Source organism: Streptomyces stoeckheimensis (assembly GCF_045822005.1).
GTDB lineage: Bacteria > Actinomycetota > Actinomycetes > Streptomycetales > Streptomycetaceae > Streptomyces > Streptomyces stoeckheimensis.
The window spans coordinates 1,856,350-1,871,776 of sequence record NZ_CP169550.1 but is presented as its reverse complement, the minus strand read 5'-3'; the positions used below and the strand labels follow the sequence as shown (position 1 = coordinate 1,871,776).

The 15,427-nt window shown below is 71.5% G+C and carries 14 protein-coding genes; 10 read left to right on the top strand and 4 right to left on the bottom strand.

From position 1 onward, the window contains the following. The first annotated feature begins 5 nt into the window (after positions 1-5). Together ACE1OC_RS08785 and ACE1OC_RS08780 are read left to right on the top strand one after the other, a co-directional pair. Positions 6-650: an amino acid ABC transporter permease gene (locus ACE1OC_RS08785; RefSeq protein ID WP_250740491.1), complete on the top strand. Its 645-nt coding sequence runs from the start codon at positions 6-8 to the stop codon at positions 648-650. After that, the gene (locus ACE1OC_RS08780) at positions 647-1,534 is read left to right on the top strand and encodes an amino acid ABC transporter permease (RefSeq protein ID WP_250740490.1); all 888 of its coding nucleotides are present in this window, start codon (positions 647-649) and stop codon (positions 1,532-1,534) included. The genes ACE1OC_RS08785 and ACE1OC_RS08780 overlap by 4 nt, the downstream gene beginning before the upstream one ends. Before the next feature lie 49 nt (positions 1,535-1,583). Here the strand turns inward: ACE1OC_RS08780 and ACE1OC_RS08775 are convergent, their stop codons facing one another. Next, on the bottom strand, positions 1,584-3,182 hold the full coding sequence (locus ACE1OC_RS08775) for a CocE/NonD family hydrolase (protein ID WP_407836537.1): 1,599 nt from the start codon (positions 3,180-3,182) through the stop codon (positions 1,584-1,586). 124 nt (positions 3,183-3,306) lie between these two features. After that, on the bottom strand, positions 3,307-4,518 hold the full coding sequence (locus tag ACE1OC_RS08770; protein ID WP_407836536.1) for a L,D-transpeptidase: 1,212 nt from the start codon (positions 4,516-4,518) through the stop codon (positions 3,307-3,309). Positions 4,519-4,735: 217 nt separating this feature from the next. Here ACE1OC_RS08770 and ACE1OC_RS08765 point away from each other — a divergent pair, with 217 nt between their 5' ends. The 6 genes from ACE1OC_RS08765 (at position 4,736) to ACE1OC_RS08740 (ending at position 11,704) form a co-directional block, all read left to right on the top strand. Next, positions 4,736-5,911 (top strand): lipid II:glycine glycyltransferase FemX, encoded by a 1,176-nt coding sequence (locus ACE1OC_RS08765; RefSeq protein WP_407836535.1) that lies wholly within the window; start codon positions 4,736-4,738, stop codon positions 5,909-5,911. Next, on the top strand, positions 5,908-7,626 hold the full coding sequence (gene murJ / locus ACE1OC_RS08760) for a murein biosynthesis integral membrane protein MurJ (protein WP_407836534.1): 1,719 nt from the start codon (positions 5,908-5,910) through the stop codon (positions 7,624-7,626). The genes ACE1OC_RS08765 and murJ overlap by 4 nt, the downstream gene beginning before the upstream one ends. A gap of 76 nt (positions 7,627-7,702) precedes the next feature. Then, positions 7,703-8,386, top strand: coding sequence for a response regulator (locus ACE1OC_RS08755; RefSeq protein ID WP_407836533.1), 684 nt, complete (start codon positions 7,703-7,705; stop codon positions 8,384-8,386). Between the two features lie 9 nt (positions 8,387-8,395). Beyond that, a complete protein-coding gene (locus tag ACE1OC_RS08750; protein WP_407836532.1) occupies positions 8,396-9,844 on the top strand; it encodes an ATP-binding protein in 1,449 nt (482 codons plus the stop codon). After that, entirely contained in the window at positions 9,841-10,386 is a 546-nt protein-coding gene (locus tag ACE1OC_RS08745) for a hypothetical protein (protein WP_407836531.1), read from the top strand. Before ACE1OC_RS08750 ends, ACE1OC_RS08745 begins: the two co-directional genes overlap by 4 nt. 61 nt (positions 10,387-10,447) lie before the next feature. Beyond that, positions 10,448-11,704 carry a cytochrome P450 gene (locus ACE1OC_RS08740; protein WP_407836530.1) on the top strand — a complete coding sequence of 419 codons (1,257 nt, stop codon included), beginning with the start codon at positions 10,448-10,450 and terminating at the stop codon, positions 11,702-11,704. Here ACE1OC_RS08740 and ACE1OC_RS08735 read toward each other — a convergent pair. Further along, positions 11,664-12,389, bottom strand: a complete 726-nt coding sequence (locus tag ACE1OC_RS08735; protein WP_407836529.1) for a hypothetical protein — start codon at positions 12,387-12,389, stop codon at positions 11,664-11,666. The two genes, ACE1OC_RS08740 and ACE1OC_RS08735, sit on opposite strands and share 41 nt — an antisense overlap. A gap of 101 nt (positions 12,390-12,490) precedes the next feature. Here ACE1OC_RS08735 and ggt point away from each other — a divergent pair, with 101 nt between their 5' ends. Beyond that, positions 12,491-14,290: a gamma-glutamyltransferase gene (ggt, locus tag ACE1OC_RS08730; protein WP_407836528.1), complete on the top strand. Its 1,800-nt coding sequence runs from the start codon at positions 12,491-12,493 to the stop codon at positions 14,288-14,290. Positions 14,291-14,305: 15 nt separating this feature from the next. Here ggt and map read toward each other — a convergent pair whose 3' ends face one another. Then, entirely contained in the window at positions 14,306-15,073 is a 768-nt protein-coding gene (gene map, locus ACE1OC_RS08725; protein ID WP_407836527.1) for a type I methionyl aminopeptidase, read from the bottom strand. Between the two features lie 64 nt (positions 15,074-15,137). Between map and ACE1OC_RS08720 the strand changes: the two genes are divergently transcribed. Then, entirely contained in the window at positions 15,138-15,389 is a 252-nt protein-coding gene (locus ACE1OC_RS08720; RefSeq protein ID WP_243339177.1) for a helix-turn-helix domain-containing protein, read from the top strand. Positions 15,390-15,427: the final 38 nt, after the last annotated feature.

Below are 15,427 nucleotides of genomic sequence, written 5' to 3'. Positions count from 1 at the left end.
CCGCCATGGACGTACTCACCGAAAACTTCTCGCTCTACGGGAAGGGCTTCCTCGGCACCGTGGAACTCACGGTCTACGCCTCCCTCCTGGCCCTGGTCCTCGGATTCCTGATGGCCTCCTTCCGCGTCGCCCCCGTCGGCTCCTTCCGGGTCTTCGGCACCGTCTGGGTGACCATCCTGCGCAACACCCCGCTCACCCTGCTCTTCTTCGCCGTGCTGCTCGGCCTGCCCCGCTTCGGACTGGTCCTGCCCTTCCAGCTCTTCGCCGTGCTGGCCCTGGGCTGCTACACCTCGGCCTTCATCTGCGAGGTCCTGCGCTCCGGCATCAACACCGTGCCCAAGGGCCAGGGCGAGGCGGCCCGCACCCTCGGCATGTCCTTCGGCCAGACCCTGGGCACCGTCGTCCTGCCCCAGGCCTTCCGGTCCGTCATCCCGCCCATCGGCTCCACGCTGATCGCGCTCGCCAAGAACTCCGCGATCGCCGGCGCCTTCAGCGTCACCGAGCTGCTGGGCACGTACAAGACCCTCAACGAGCTGGGCTACAGCATCATCTGGACCTTCGTCTGGATCGCGGTCGGCTACCTGATCATCACCCTGTCCATCAGCGCGCTGTTCAACGTGCTCGAAAAGCGCTACGGAGTCGCCCGATGACCGCGCACGCGCTCCACGGTGACCTGGAGTCCACCGCCCTCTACGACCTGCCGGGCCCGCGCGCCCAGCGCCGCCACTTCCTCTACGGGATCGCCTCGACGGCCGTCATCCTCGGGCTCATCGGCTGGCTGCTCTACCTGCTCTTCGACACGAACCAGTTCACCGCCGCCAAGTGGAGCCCCTTCACCTACAAGGGCATCCAGGAGCTGCTGCTCAAGGGCCTGTGGAACACCCTCAAGGCCTTCGCCTACGCCTCGGTGCTCTCGCTCGTGTTCGGCGCGGTGCTCGCGACGGGCCGGCTCTCGGTCCACCGGCCGGTGCGCTGGCTGTGCACGCTGTGCGTGGAGTTCTTCCGGGCCATGCCCGTGCTGGTGATGATCTTCTTCATCTTCGTCGCGCTCAAGGTCCAGCCGCTGCCCGCGCTGGTCGCCGGACTGACCCTGTACAACGGCTCGGTGCTGGCCGAGGTCTTCCGGACCGGCATCAACTCGGTGGAGAAGGGCCAGCGCGAAGCCGCGTACGCCCTGGGCATGCGCAAGACCCAGGTGATGACCTACGTCCTGGCCCCGCAGGGGGTCCGGGCGATGCTGCCCACGATCATCAGCCAGTTGGTGGTCGCCCTGAAGGACACCTCGCTCGGCTACCTGATCACCTACGAGGAGTTCCTGCACGCGGGCAAGCTGATCGCCTCCAACCTCGACTACGACCTCCCCTTCATCCCCGTCGTGATGATCATCTCGCCGATCTACATCGGGATGTGCATGCTCCTGTCCTGGTTCGCCACCTGGGTGGCCCGGCGCGAGCGCCGCAACCCCAAGACCAAGGCGGTCGGCATCGACATCGACGTGGCCGACCCCGGAACGGCGCTGCCGGGCCGGATCTGACCCGAGGGGCGCACCCCAGAGCCACACCCGGCACGGCAGCAGCCGCGGATCACTGCTCGCGCAGCGGCACCGAGACGTACGAGGGATCGGTGCGCGGCGAGGAGAAGGTCAGCTGCCCGCCGGTCGGGTTGTGCTCGATGTACAGCGGGTCGACGGTGTCGACGACGACCGCGAGGCGGTGCCCGGCCGGGACGTCGTAGGCGGTGGAGAAGAGCTCCAGGTCCACGCCGAAGGGGTGGCCGGCCTGCTTGCCGTGGAAGGTGTACGGGGCGTTGCTGATCAGCTTCCCGATGCCGAGCGGGCCCACGTCGTAGAGGTAGGCGACGAAGGTGCCGTCGGACTTCGAGGGCGTGACGGTGGTGTGCAGGGCGACCGTGCCCCGGATGCGGCGCTCCTCCTCGTAGCGCGGCGACTGCCAGACGGCGGCGAAGGCGCGGGGGAGCAGCGGGATGGAGGCGACGGGGGGTGCCTGGGCGATCTGGTCGAGCAGGTTGGAGAGCATGACGACTCCGCCGTTGGCGCCGGAGTCGATGCCGGTGAAGAGGTGCTCGCTGTCGGAGAGCATCACCTTCTCGGCGCCGCCGCCGCCGACCGACTTCCAGTCGGCGTAGCCCTCGTATCCGCCGTCGCTGCGGGGTTTGATCTGTACCGGGGCCTCGGCGTCGATGCCGTTGGCCGCGCCCTTGAGGTAGCGGTCGAACCAGCGGTGGGCGTTGGTCCAGGTGTCGTTGGGCAGTCCGAGGAGCCCGGTGGCCTCGGCGGTGGCGTGGTCGCCGGGGCGGAACTCCAGGCGCTTGGGGCCGGTCAGCTTCTCGAAGAACTTCGCGTACTGGTTGGGCGGGAAGATGGTGTCGCCCCAGGCGTTGCCGAGCATGATCGCGGCGCCGTTGGCGTTGATGGCGTCCACCTTCTCCGCGGCCGAGCGCTTCTTGCCCCACTCGATCATCTGCGGTTCCCGGTCCAGCTTCGAGCCGAGGAAGTCGCCGAGGATCTGCCGGAGTTCGGGGCCGGGGCGTCCGGTGAGGAAGCCGGCGCCGCCGAGCAGGGCGGCGGCCTGGAGGTGCTGGGTGCGGCCGGAGTAGATGGACTCGATGAGATCGGCCCAGCCGCTGAGCGCGACCACGGCCTTGATGCGCGGATCGCTCGCGGAGGCCAGCAGGCTGATGCCCGCGCCGTACGAGACCCCGCCCAGGCCGATGTGCGCGGCGTCGGCCGGGGTGTTGGCGAGCGCCCAGTCGATGACGGCCGAGACGTCGGCGGTGTCCGCCGGGCCGGCGGTCTCGATCTCTCCGCCGGAGAGCCAGAAGCCGCGGGACGTGTAACTGACCACCACGTAGCCGGAGTCGGCGAGCTTCTTGGCCTGGGCGATGTATTCGATCTGCGGCATGCCCCAGCTGGTCGGCAGCACGATCAGCGGATACGTCGTGCCGGTTCCGGCGCCCGCCGGGGTGAAGACGTTGCCCTTGAGGGTGATGCCGCCGGAGCCGGGGATGTCGTGGAACCGGAGCTCGGAAGAAGCCTCCGAGGCGGTGGCGGTCGTGGTGGCGGGAGCCGCCTGGGCCTGATGGGGGGCCAGGCCCAGGGCGGCTGCTGCCAGTACGGCTGCCAGGGCAGTCGCGGTGCTGGTGGTGCGGACCGTGCGGACCATCGATCGCTCCTCGCGTGTGCCGGGGTGTCAAAGTGACCCGACGGTAACGGGAGGGGCTTACCGGAAGTAACCCATGAGTAAGTTACGTGGCGGTAACGATTGAACGATGGTCAACTCGCGTGGATCAGCCGACCTGCGGGGTCCCGGCGAGGGCGCTCTTGCCCTGCCACTGCTCCCAGGTCAGGTTCCACTCGCCGTAGCCGTTGCCGACGTCCGGATTGCCCTTGGAGCCCTGCCCCACGACCTCGAACGGATCGCCGGCCTGGGCCGCCGCGAAGAACGCCTTCGCGTTCTCGTCGCTCATGCCCACGCAGCCGGAACTGGTGTTGGCGCGGCCGAAGTTGGCGGTGTTCCACGGCGCGGCGTGCACGTACATGCCCGACCAGGTCAACCGGATCGAGTAGTCGACCATCTTGTCGTAGGAGTCGCCCAGGCCCACCGTCTGGGAGTCCATCCGGATGGTGCCCTCCTTCGCCATCAGCACCATCTTCCCGTCCCAGGAGGCCTTCTTGCCGCCGGGAGTGCCCGCCGAGATCGGGATGGTGCTGACGACCTGGCCGCCTTCGGTGACCGTCGCCTTCTTCGTGTCGAGGTCCACCTTCACCTCGCGGTCCTTGCCGATCTTGAACTCGGTGTTGTAGTCCTTGACGAACATCCCGCCGCCGGGGCCGGAGTCGACGCCGTTCAGGTTCATCTGGACCTTCACGTCGGTGCCGGACTTCCAGTACTCCTTGGGCCGCCAGTCCACCCGGTCCTTGCCCGAGTAGTCCGTGATCCAGCCCCAGGAACCCTCGGTGTTGTTCGAGGTGGTGACCTTCAACTGCTTCTCGACCGCGGCCTTGTCCTTCACCGGGTTGTCGAAGACGATCGAGACCGGCATGGCCACGCCCACGGTGCTGCCCTTGGGGATGTTGATCGAGACCTTGTTGACCTTGTCGGGGGCCGAGGTCTTGAACGTCGTCGTGGCGCTCTGACTGTCCGTGTTCTGGGCCTCGACCTTGTAGTCGGCCGAGGGCAGGGCGTTGCCCTGCGAGGTCCAGGTCTTCCCGTCGGCGGATATCTGCCCGGCCAGTTCGCCGCCCTTGGCGTCCGTGACCTTCACCGCCGCGAGCTTGCCCTCGGCGATCGTCACGGTCACCGGCGCGCCCGCCTTGACCTGGTCACCGGTGAGGTTCACCGAGACCGCCATGTCCGGCTTCGGCTTCATTTCCGCCTTGGCCGCGCCCCCCGAAGCGGCGCCGCCCCCGCAGGCGGCCAGTGATGCGGCCAGCAATGCGGTGCCGGCCGCCACGGCGGTGCGGCTGCGTACAGAGAAGACCCGGCGTGTGCGGCTCAACGAAAACCCCTCCGAAGTAATGATCGTCCGCAAAAGAAGATGCGAACGGGGCAACTCTAGGTTGCGGAAGATGAAGAAAAGTTCAGTATTTCCCGTGTGACATGGACCGCAGCGATACGGTCATCGTCCGGTCACAATCGCCGCGCACGGCGGTCATGGACACCTGTGAGAGTCCTGTGCATCCACCGATTTGGACGTACAGGAAGGCCGGTCAGCCGTGTGTGCACTGCTCGTGACCCCCACCCAGCAGGACCAGACCCGAAGCCGGGACAGGGAGCTCACCGTGCGCCCGCTGTCCGAAGCGGAATACCGGGGTTTCCTTTCGCGGCACGGGCGGGCCAGCTTTCTCCAGTACCCGTCCTGGGGTGCGGTAAAGGACCTTTGGCGGTCGGAAAGGGTCGGATGGCACTGTCCCGGCGGTGAAATAGAAGGTGCCGGGCTCGTTCTCTACCGTCAATTCCCGGGCACCCGCAAATACTTCGCCTACCTCCCCGAAGGGCCCGTCGCCGACTGGGCGGACCCCGACATCGACCGCTGGCTGACCCCCCTCAAGAACCACCTCAAGGCCTCCGGCGCCTTCGCCGTCCGCATCGGGCCCACCCCCGCCTACCGCCGCTGGGACGCGGCCACCGCCAAGGCGGGCACCGGCCCGGGCCGGCAGATCTCCGACGTGCTCGCCACCGAGGTGGACCCGGTCGGCGCCGCGCTCGCCGACCGGCTGCGCACCCGAGGCTGGAAGCGCTGCGGAGGCGAGGACGACGGCGATGCCCAGCCCCGCCACGTCTTCCGCGTCCCGCTCGCCGGGCGCACCCGCGACGACCTGTGGTCGGGCCTGAACCAGGAGTGGCGGCGCAATGTGCGCAAGGCCACGAAGGCGGGGGTCGAGACGGTCGTCGGCACGGCCGCCGAGCTGCCCGAGTTCTACCGGCTGTTGCGCATCACCGAGGAGCGCGACGGCTTCCGGCTCGGCCGCTCGCTCGCGTACTACCAGCAGCAGTACGAGGCCCTGAACGCCGAGGAACCCGGCCGCATGCGCCTCTACCTGGGCGTTCACCAGGGCGAGATCCTCGCCGCGCACACCATGATCGTGGCCGGCAGCCGGGTCTGGTACCAGACCGGCGCCTCCGCCGACCATCGGCGCGAGGTCCGCCCCAGCAACGCCCTGCAGTGGCGCATGATGTGTGACGCACATGCACTCGGAGCGGACGAATACGACATGCGCGGGGTACCCTCCACCCTCGACCCCGACGAACGTTCCTTCGGGCTGCTGCGCTGGAAGCTCGGCACCGGCGGACAGGTCGTCGAAACCCTCGGCGAGTGGGAGACCTCCATGGACGGATACGCCAACACGGCCCTCTACAAGGCGTTCCAGGCGTACATGGCCCGCCGGTGACCCTCGCAGACCCCAGAGCGGCCGAGGCCGCCGAGGCCGCAGATGCCGCGGCAGAGCCCCGCACCGACCGCGCGGCACCGAAGAAGACCTCGGTGCTGCGCAGCGGCGCGCTCATGGCCGCCGGCTCGGTCGTCTCCCGCGCCACCGGCTTCGTCCGCTCCGCCGTGATCGTCGCCGCCCTCGGCACCACCCTGCTCGGCGACGGCTACGCGGTCGCCAACACCGTCCCGAACATCCTGTACATCCTGCTCATCGGCGGCGCCCTCAACGCCGTCTTCGTCCCCGAGCTGGTCCGCGCCGCCAAGGAGCACGAGGACGGCGGCGCCGCCTACACCGACCGGCTGCTCACCGTCTGCACGGCCGCGCTCCTGGTCCTCACCGCCGCCGCCGTCCTGGCCGCCCCGCTCATCGTCTCGGTGTACACCGGCTACAGCGGCGCCCAGGAGTCCGTCACCGTGGCCCTGGCCCGGTACTGCCTCCCGCAGATCCTGTTCTACGGGCTGTTCACGCTGCTCGGGCAGGTGCTCAACGCCCGCGGCCGGTTCGGCGCCATGATGTGGACCCCGGTCCTCAACAACCTCGTCGTCATCGCCGTCTTCGGACTCTTCCTCACCGTCTCCCACGGCGCCGGCGACGGCCTGAGCGCCGCCGACACCCGGCTGCTGGGCATCGGCACCACCGCCGGCATCGTCATCCAGGCCCTCGGCCTGGTCCCCTCGCTGCGCGCCGCCCGCTTCCGCTGGCGCCCCCGCTTCGACTGGCGCGGCAGCGGACTGGCCCGCCCGCTGCGCAACGCGGGCTGGCTCGTCCTGCTCGTCCTGACCAACCAGCTCGCGTACTGGGTCGTGACCCGGCTCTCCACCGCCACCGGCGCGCACGCCGTCGCCGAGGGCCTCGCCGGCGGCGCCGGATACACCGCCTACAGCAACGCCTACCTGCTGTGGATGGTCCCGCAGGGCGTCATCACCGTCTCCCTCGTCACCGCCCTCATGCCCCGGATGAGCTCCGCGGCCACCGACGGCGACCTCGGGGCCGTGCGCAAGGACGTCTCCTACGCGCTGCGCTCCAGCGCGGCCCTGATCGTCCCGGCCGCCGCGCTGTTCGCCGCCCTCGCCCCCTGGGTGACCGGCAGCGTCTTCGAGTACGGGCGCACCGGCCCCGCCGACGTCGCCGTCATGGCCGGCATGCTCGCGGCCTTCGCGCCCGGCCTGATCGCCTACTCCGCGCAGTACGTGCTCTCCCGCGGCTTCTACGCCCTCTCCGACACCCGGACCCCCTTCTTCCTCAACCTCACCATCGCCGCCCTCAACGCCGGGCTCTCGGCCGCCGCGTACCTCCTGCTGCCGCCGCGCTGGGCCGTCACCGGCATGGCCGCGGCCTGCTCGATCGCCTTCACCGTGGGCGCTGCCGTCACCGCGTACGTCCTGTCCCGGCGGCTCGGCCCGCGCACGGGGACCCGGACGGAGCGCCGGAGCACCGCCCTCCGCACCCACCTGCGGCTCCTCGCCGCCTGCGCCCCGGCCGGCGCCGCCGGGTACGCGGCCGCGCGCTCCGTCGACCGGTTCGGGAACCTGGCCGGGCCCCTCGGGAACTTCGCCGGGGTCGCGGCGGGAACCGTGGTGATCGTCCTCGGCGTCGTACTCCTCGCCCGCCCCCTGCGGCTCACGGAGATCACCGACCTGCTGGACTCCGTACGACGCAAGACCGGCCGCTAGCCGGGACCCGCCCAAGCCGCGAGACATCGGCCGAAAGCGGGAGGGGACCGATCGACGACCCTGGAATACTGACCCGATGCCACGCGTACTGCTGATCGAGGACGACCCTTCCATCCGGGAGGGCGTGGGTCTCGGCCTGCGCCGCAGGGGCCACGACGTGAGCGCCGCCGAGACCGGCGAAGCCGGACTCGGCCTCATGTCGAGCTTCCACCCCGAGCTCGTCCTGCTCGACCTCATGCTGCCCGGCATCAACGGCGTCCAGGTGTGCCGCCGGATCCGCGAGACCAGCCAGGTCCCGATCATCATGCTCACCGCACGCGGGGACGACTTCGACATAGTCGTCGGCCTGGAAGCCGGCGCCGACGACTACATCGTCAAACCCGCCCGCACCGAGGTCATCGAAGCCCGCATCAAGGCCGTGCTGCGCCGCCTCAGCGAGCCCGCGGGCGGCCGCCCCGACGTGGAGTTCCACGGCGAGCTGGCCGTCGACCGCGCCGGGCTCACCGTCGCCAAGAACGGCGAGCGCGTTCCCCTGGCCCCCAGCGAGATCAAGCTCCTGCTGCACCTGTCGGCCTCGCCCGAGCAGGTCTTCTCCCGCCAGCAGCTCCTCGAATACGTGTGGGAGCACAGCTACCACGCCGACGCCCGGCTGGTGGACGCCTGCGTACGCCGCCTGCGCCACAAGATCGAGGACCCGGACGGCGCCCCCCGCTACATCCAGACCGTGCGCGGCTTCGGCTACCGCTTCGGCCCGCTGTAAGCGCCCCGCATGACACGTTTCGCACCGCTGGGCCTGCGCACCCGGCTGATCGCCGCCTTCCTGCTGGTCGCCGCCATCTGCGCGGTGAGCACGGCCGCGCTCACCTACCAGCAGGCCCGCAACGCGATCCTCAAGCAGAGCCAGGACACCGCCGTCAGCACCCTGCGCGACCTGGTCGACTCCCAGTACAGCCAACTGCCCATGGGGCAGGCGGAGCTCCAGCGGCTCGTCGGGGAACTGGGCAAGCGCGGCCAGCCGCACCCCTGGATCGTCTACGGGGAGTACGGAAAGCTCCGCGCCACGTCCAACCCGGGCGGCGCGACCACCTCGCCCTCCATCAGCGAACAGCTCCGCAGCCAGGTGACCGCCCATCCGCACGGGGCCTTCCAGCGCACGCAGGACCGCAACGGCAACCTCTCCCTCGTCGTCGGCATGCCCGCCGTCTTCAAGCACCACGAGGTCTACGAGACCACCGGTGCGGTCTTCTACGCGGTCCTGCCCCTGGACAGCGAGCAGACCACCGTGGAGGCCCTGGTCACCGCCGCCCGCACGGGCGCCGTACCGGGTCTCGCGATCGCCCTGATCCCGGCCCTGCTCGCGGCGCGCAGCGTCCTGAGGCCCGTACGGGACATGCGCAAGGCCGCCCAGCGGCTCGGACGCGGCCGGCTCGACACCCGGATCGAGGTGCGCGGCTCCGACGAACTCGCCGGACTCGCCCGCACCTTCAACGAGACGGCCCGCGCACTCGAACAGTCGGTCAGCGAACTCCGGGAGGCCGAAGCCCGGGCCCGCCGCTTCGCCGCCGACGTCTCCCACGAACTGCGCACCCCGCTCGCCGGGATGCTCGCCGTCACCGAGGTCCTCGACGAGGGAGCCGAGGAGCTCGACGCCGACACCGCCAAGGCGCTGCGCCTGATCAGTGCCGAGACGGAGAAACTCGCCGTGCTCGTCGAGGACCTCATGGAGATCTCCCGCTTCGACGCCCGCGCCGCCGAGCTCAACCTCGACGAGGTCGACCTGGCCGAGACCGTCACCAAGACCCTGGAACGCCGCCACTGGACCGACGGGCGGGTCAGCACCGACCTGCCCCCCGACGTCCGTGCCCGGCTCGACCCGCGCCGCTTCGACGTGGTCCTCGCCAACCTCGTGGGCAACGCCCTCAAACACGGCGGGGCCCCGGTCCGCGTGGGCGTCCGCACCGAGACCCGGCCCGAGGGGGAGCGGCTGCTCGTCGAGGTCGCCGACAGCGGGCCCGGCATCGCCCCCGAGGTGCTGCCGCACATCTTCGACCGCTTCTTCAAGGCCGACGCCGCCCGCACCCGCTCCACGGGCAGCGGCCTGGGCCTGGCCATCACGCTGGAGAACGTCCGCCTGCACGGCGGCACCCTGCACGCGGCCAACGGCCCCGGCGGCGGCGCGCTCTTCATCCTCGACATGCCGCTGGAGGCCCGCGTATGAGCCGCCTGCGCAGGGCCGTGACCGCGGCCGCGCTGACCGTCCCGCTGCTGTTCGCCACCGGCTGCGGCATCGCCACCACCGGGGTCGTCGAGAGCGGCCGCGCCGGGACCGTGAAACTGGCCACCGCCCCGGACCCGGGCCTGCTGTACTTCATCGCGCCCGACGGTGCGCTGGTCCCGGTCCCGGCCACCGACCGCGTGCCGCGGCCGGACGTCGGTTTCACGATCGGGATGCTGCTGGAGGGGCCGGGCGAGGTCGCGCGGGAGGCCGGTCTGACCACCGAGATCCCGGTTCCGGACGTCAACTCTCCCGACCCCAAGGCCAAGGGCACGGCCCGCGGGCCGGTCAAGGTCGCCGCCGACGACAAGACCCTCCGCGTGGTCCTGCCCCTCCCGGTCGAGCCGCTGTCCGGACCGGCCCGCCGTCAACTGGCGTGCACGGCCCTCCAGGCGGTGAGCGTCAGCCCGGCCCCCGAGATCCTCCTCATCGGCTCCGACGGCAAGGAGGGGAGCGCCGTGTGCCAGGTCAGGCCGGAGGGCTGAGCCCCGGCCGACCCCCGCGGGGCCCCTTGCGGGCCGGGCCGCTCCCCGCCACCGTGTGCGCATGGACCAAGGACCGGCCCCCGACGTCTTCGACCCGCGCCTCTACGGCGAAGGCGTCCCGTACGACCGCTACCGCCTGCTGCGCGACCGGCACCCGGTGGCCTGGCAGGGCGAGCCCGAGGTGCTCGGCTGGCCCGCCGGCCCCGGTTTCTGGGCCGTCACCCGGCACGCCGACGTGGTCCGGGTCCTGCGCGACCACCGCACGTACTCCTCGCACCTGGGCGCCACCCAGATCCGCGACCCCGACCCGGCGGACCTGCCGTTCCTGCGGCGCACCATGCTCAACCAGGATCCCCCCGAGCACGGGACCCTGCGCCGGACCGTGGCCCGCGCCTTCACCCCGGCCCGCGTCGACGCCTTCGCCGCCCGGGTCCGGGGCCGGGCCCGTACGCTGCTGCGCGCCGCCCGCGAAGCCGCCGAGGACGGGGCCGCCGATCTGGTGCACACCGTCACCGACACGTACGCGCTGCTGAACCTCACCGACCTGCTGGGCGTTCCCGCCGCCGACCGGGGGCTGCTGCTGGAGTGGACCGTACGGATCATCGGATACCAGGATCCCGAAGACGCCCCGGCTCCGCTGCTCGGCCCGGACGGCAAGCCGCTGAACCCGCGCTCGCCGGCGCTGCTGGGGGAGATGTTCGGGTACGCCCGCGAACTGGCCGCGCACAAACGGGCCCACCCCGGCGACGACGTGATGACCACCCTCGCGCTCGCCGGGCTGGAGGACGCGGAGCTGGAGATGTTCTTCTTCCTACTCACCGTCGCGGGCAACGACACCGTGCGCAGCGCCGCGCCCGGCGGCCTGCTCGCCCTGGCCCGTGACCCGGACGCCTACGCCGGACTCGCCGACGGCCGGTCCCCGTTGGACCGGGCCGTCGAGGAACTCCTGCGCGTCCACCCGCCGGTGCTGAGCTTTCGCCGCACCGCCGCCGCCGACACCGAGCTCGCCGGGCAGCGGATCCGGGCCGGCGACAAGGTGGTGGTCTTCCACGCCTCGGCCAACCACGACGAGCGCGTGTTCACCGACCCGGGCCGTCTCGACCTCGGCCGCGCACCGAACCCGCACGTCTCCTTCGGCGACGGCCCGCACGTGTGCCTGGGCGCACATTTCGCCCGGCTCCAGCTCCGCGTCCTCTACGAGGAGTGGATCGCCGCCATGCCGGCACCGGAACTGGCGGGCCCGCCCCGTCGGTTGGTGTCGAACTTCATCAACGGGATCACACGGCTGCCGCTGCGGGTGTCCGGGCCGCGGTGGTGACGTCGGCGACCAGCTCGGTCACATCGGGGCCGTAGGCATCGGAGTTGACCACCTTGAGCAGGATGCAGAAGGAGCGGTCTCCGTAGGAGTCGGCCAGCTTCCGGTGGTGCCGGGCCAGGTAGCGGGCCGCGGCCTGATTGCTGATGGCCGTCTGCCCGCTCAGCAGGAACACCGGCCGGGACCCCCGCCCGGTCGTCAGCCGCGCCAGCAGCACGTGCTCGACGAGGCCCTTCTCCCAGCGGTAGGTCTCCCCGCCGACGGTGATGGCCCCGCGGTCCGGTGCGGGATCGCTCGAGACGATGATCCGCACCCCGGGGAGCATGGAGGCCAGATGGGCCGTCGTCCGGGCGTTGGAGGAGGGGCCGCCCACGCAGAACTCGGCCCGTTCGCCGAAGCCCTGACGGGCTCCGTCGTGGGTGACGATCTGCACGTTCGCCCCGCAGTCCTTGATCAGGGCGGATATCTCCAGCAGCGCGAAGGCGTCGTTGCGGTGCAGGGAGGAATCGGTGCCGCCCATCTGCCGGTTGACCACGAACAGGCAGTCCGAGCCGGTGGGCAGCCCGAAGAAGGCCTGCTTGCGGCGCAGCGCACGGCGCCACAGGTAGGTCCGGGTGAACCAGCCGAACCCGCCGCTGCACGCGGTGGCGATCACCCCGAGCACGATGTTGCGGACGTCCTCATTCATGCGGCGGATGGTAGTCGTCACACGGCCTTCATGACGCGGCGGGTGCACGGAAGTTAGGCTGCCGCACGAAGGTCTGACAGGCAGTCGACTGGAGGAACCGTATGCGTGGTCCCGCGGCACGTCACTTAGCGCTCGTCGCGCTCGCCGGGGCGCTCGTCTCGACCGGGGCGAACGCCCCGTCGTCGAAGAGCCCCACCCCGCCCAAGGTCCCGGTGGCCACGGGCTACGGCGGGGCCGTCGCCAGCGTCGACGCCGACGCCAGTGCGGCCGGCATCGCCGTCCTGCGCTCAGGCGGCAACGCCGTGGACGCCGCCGTCGCGACGGCCGCCGCGCTCGGGGTCACCGAGCCGTACTCCGCGGGCATCGGCGGGGGCGGCTACTTCGTGTACTACGACGCCCGCTCCGGCCGGGTGCGCACCATCGACGGCCGCGAGACCGCCCCGGCGACGGCCACCGCCGGGCTGTTCCAGGAGAACGGCCTGCCCATCCCCTTCGCCGAGGGCCAGACCAGCGGCCGCGGCGTCGGAGTCCCCGGCACCCCGGCGACCTGGCAGAGCGCGCTGGAGTCCTGGGGCACCCGTTCGCTGGGCCAACTCCTCAAGCCCGCCGAGAAGCTGGCCCGCGAGGGCTTCACCGTGGACTCCACCTTCCGGGCCCAGACCGAGCTGAACGAGGCCCGCTTCCGGGACTTCCCCGACACGAGCAAGCTCTTCCTGCCCGGCGGAGCCCTCCCGGTGGTCGGCTCCACCTTCAAGAACCCCGACCTGGCGGCCACGTACGCGGAGCTGAGGCGCAAGGGTGCGGGCGCGCTCTACCGGGGCCCGCTGGCCGAGGACATCGTCCGGGCCGTGCGCACGCCCCCGGTGGACCCGGCCGCCACCCGCGTGGTCCGCCCCGGCGATCTGACCACCGCGGACCTGCGCGCGTACGCGACCAAGCGCCAGGACCCGACGCGGGTCGGCTACCGCGGCCTGGACGTGTACAGCATGGCCCCGTCCTCCTCCGGCGGCACCACCGTCGGCGAGGCGCTGAACATCCTGGAGCGCACCGACCTCGGCGCGCTCACCGAAGCCCAGTACCTGCACCGCTTCATCGAGTCCTCCCGGATCTCCTTCGCCGACCGCGGCCGCTGGGTCGGCGACCCGGCCGCCGAGGACGTGCCCACGAAGGAGCTGCTCTCGCAGCGCTACGCGGACACGCGCGGCTGCCTCATCGACCCGGCCAAGGCGCTGACCAGCCCGCTCGCTCCGGGGGATCCCCGCAACCCGGTCGCCTGCGGCGGCTCCGGGCAGGCCGCCCCGACCACGTACGAGGGCGAGAACACCACGCACCTGACCGTCGCGGACCGCTGGGGCAACGTGGTCTCCTACACACTGACCATCGAGTCGACCGGCGGCAGCGCCATCACCGTCCCGGGGCGCGGCTTCCTGCTCAACAACGAGCTGACCGACTTCTCCTTCGCCCCGGCGGCGCCCGGCGTCCCCGACCCCAACCTGCCGGGTCCCGGCAAGCGGCCGCGCTCGTCGATGTCCCCGACCATCGTGCTGGAGCACGGACGCCCGGTGCTGGCGCTGGGCTCCCCGGGCGGGGCGACCATCATCACCACGGTGCTCCAGACCCTGACCGGGCACCTGGACCGCGGGCTGCCGCTGGTCGAGGCGATCGCCGCGCCGCGGGCCAGTCAGCGCAACCAGACCACCACCGAGCTGGAGCCGGGCCTGTGGAACAGCCCGGTGCGGGCCGAGCTGGAGGCGCTCGGACAGGGCTTCCGGCAGAACCCGGAGATCGGCGCTGCCACCGGGGTCCAGCGGCTGCCCGACGGGAGGTGGCTGGCCGCGGCCGAGACGACCCGGCGGGGCGGAGGCTCGGCGATGGTGGTCCACCCGCAGGGGACGCCGTAGGGGATGCCGTAGGGCCTAGAGGGCGGTGAGGATCCTCGGGCCGGCGGCCGTGATCGCGACCGTGTGCTCGGCGTGCGCGGCGCGGCTGCCGTCGACGGTCCGCAGGGTCCAGCCGTCCGCGTCGCAGGCGTAGTCGTCCGTGCCGCCCGCGATGAGCATCGGCTCGATGGCGATCACCATGCCGGCGCGCAGCTTCGTACCCTGCCCCGCCGGGCCCTCGTTGGGCACGCCCGGCTCCTCGTGCATGGAGCGTCCGATGCCGTGGCCGCCGAAGCCGTCGGGGATGCCGTACCCGGCGGCGCGGCCGACCGTGCCGATGGCGTGGGCGATGTCGCCAATGCGGTTGCCGGGGCGGGCGGCCGCGATGCCCGCCGCGAGGGCCGCCTCGGTGGCCGAGATGAGCCGCAGGTCCTCGGGGCGGGCCCGGCCCACGGTGAAGCTGACGGCCGCGTCGCCGACCCAGCCGCCCAGCTTCGCGCCGCAGTCGATGCTCACCAGGTCGCCGTCGCGCAGCCGGTAGCCGTCGGGGATGCCGTGCACGATCGCGTCGTTGACGGAGGCGCAGATGACGGCGGGGAAGGGGACCGGGGCGAAGCGCGGCCGGTAGCCGAGGAAGGGCGAGCTCGCGCCGGCCTCGCGGAGCACCTCGCGCGCGGCCAGGTCGAGCTCCAGCAGGGACACCCCGACGGCGGCCCGTTCCCGGACGGCGGCGAGGGCGTGCGCGACGACGCGGCCCGCGGCGCGCATCCGGTCGATCGATTGGTCTGTCTTCAGTTCCACCATTCCAATAACTATACCGGTATAACTGTAACGGGATACTTATTGGGCTCCGGGGTAGGATGTGGGCATGGTCCGTACCCCCCTCACCCCCGAAGAGCGCGAGCGCGGCGAGCGGCTCGGTGCCCTGTTGCGCACGGCCCGCGGTGGCCGCAGCATGGTCGAGGTCGCGGCCAGTGCCGGACTCTCCGCCGAAACCCTCCGCAAGATCGAGACCGGCCGGGCCCCGACCCCGGCCTTCTTCACCGTCGCCGCCCTGGCGGGGGCGCTCGGGCTCTCCCTGGACGAAGTGATGCGGCGCTGCGCCCTCGTGCCCGTGTGAGGTCCGGCGGAGCGGGCGGGCCGCGGCCGTGCGGCCGT